Source organism: Caballeronia arationis (genome assembly GCF_001544975.2).
Classification (GTDB): domain Bacteria; phylum Pseudomonadota; class Gammaproteobacteria; order Burkholderiales; family Burkholderiaceae; genus Caballeronia; species Caballeronia arationis.
Window position 1 is genome coordinate 1 of sequence record NZ_FCOG02000442.1, and the last position, 1,357, is coordinate 1,357.

Below are 1,357 nucleotides of genomic sequence, written 5' to 3' on the forward strand. Positions count from 1 at the left end.
GGTCTTGTTCGTTTGCACAAATGGTCGGATGAACTGCGCATGCAACAACACGACCTCGTGTCCCAACGCCTGAATTTTACGTGCCCACCAGTGAGCGCTCCCGCACGCGTCGAGAGCGACACGCCCGGCGGGACGCTGAGCCAGAAACGCGATCAGATCGTCACGGCCAAACCTCCGATTCGCAATCTCGCCGGTTTGGGCGTCGACCCAGTACAACTGGAACACCCGCTTTGCAACATCCAGTCCGTATGTCGTAGCATTCATTTGGGGCCTCCGTTCCTCAAGTGGTTGTGTCGCAACTCCACTTTGGCACATTGATGCCGTTCGGTTCTGGAGGCCCTCAATCATGCCCACCTCCCCGAAGGGAGGGCGGTGTCCATTCCATCTCGACCCTCTGCGGCCCTTCGACCCAGCGAGAAATCAAGCGCAGCTTCTGAGGTACAACTGCCATTCGCGTAGTCACGCGGGACGGCGGGTGATCGGCCTTATGGAAGGCTTCGTATAATGCAACGTCGACCGCGTTATTGCGTTGAACTGTCACTGTCTAGACTGCCAAAGGACGAGTGGTACTGCATAATGCGGCGATCCTGGCCCGGCGGTGCCCAAAGCCGCGGTGCAGATACGAGAGCCGCGTTTCCACAGAATCGTTGGTGCCGCTGACAAGGCGGTCGATCGCGGATTTTGCCCGGCCTTACAGGCGGCGAGCTTGGACGACCCATCGATTTATCGGTCAGCGATGGACTGTTCACCTCTTGCGCGCGACCCTGAGATCACATAGATCCCTCCATCCAAAAACATTTGCAAGGCCCGCCGTTCTGATCTGCGATCCTTTTGACGGAACGGTCCGCGGCGAACGGAGCGAGGTGAACAAGGTTCAACCGAGCCATGGTTTTATGCCCATTTCCCGGCAAAGCGAGGTGGCGTCCGTTGCATGTTGCTCGGCCAATGTTTCATTTCCGACCATCCTTTGCAGTCGAGAAAGTCCATACAGGCATTGTGCTTGCAGCGGACGCATGCCAAGCTCTTGGGCGATCACCAGCGCCGTGCGATAGTAATTATGAGCTTCCTCAATCCTAAGTGCGGTAGCGCTGTCATCCAAGATAAGATCCCCCAACAGGCTCCAGGCCCAGGCTTCATTTGCTCGCTCGCCGGAGGCTTGAGCAACATCAATCGCGTCGTGTGCATGAGTGAGAGCGTCATCTTGTCGACCAGCAAGGTGGCACACTCGACCGAAATTCAGGAGCACTAGCGACTGGCCGAACATCAAGTTACTTGCCGCCTGTCACGGATCGGCGTAATCGAGCCGGGGATGGTCGGCCTAATGAGGCCACGCAGAGTAGCCCCGAAACGCAATTTC

At 57.4% G+C, this 1,357-nt stretch carries 1 protein-coding gene and 1 pseudogene; both read right to left on the bottom strand.

The window, feature by feature from the left end; genetic code table 11:
• A pseudogene (locus AWB81_RS42990) lies at positions 1-264 on the bottom strand (IS110 family transposase); the annotation flags it as partial.
• Positions 265-874: 610 nt separating this feature from the next.
• Entirely contained in the window at positions 875-1,267 is a 393-nt protein-coding gene (locus tag AWB81_RS42995; RefSeq protein ID WP_143753519.1) for a hypothetical protein, read from the bottom strand.
• Between the last annotated feature and the right edge of the window lie 90 nt (positions 1,268-1,357).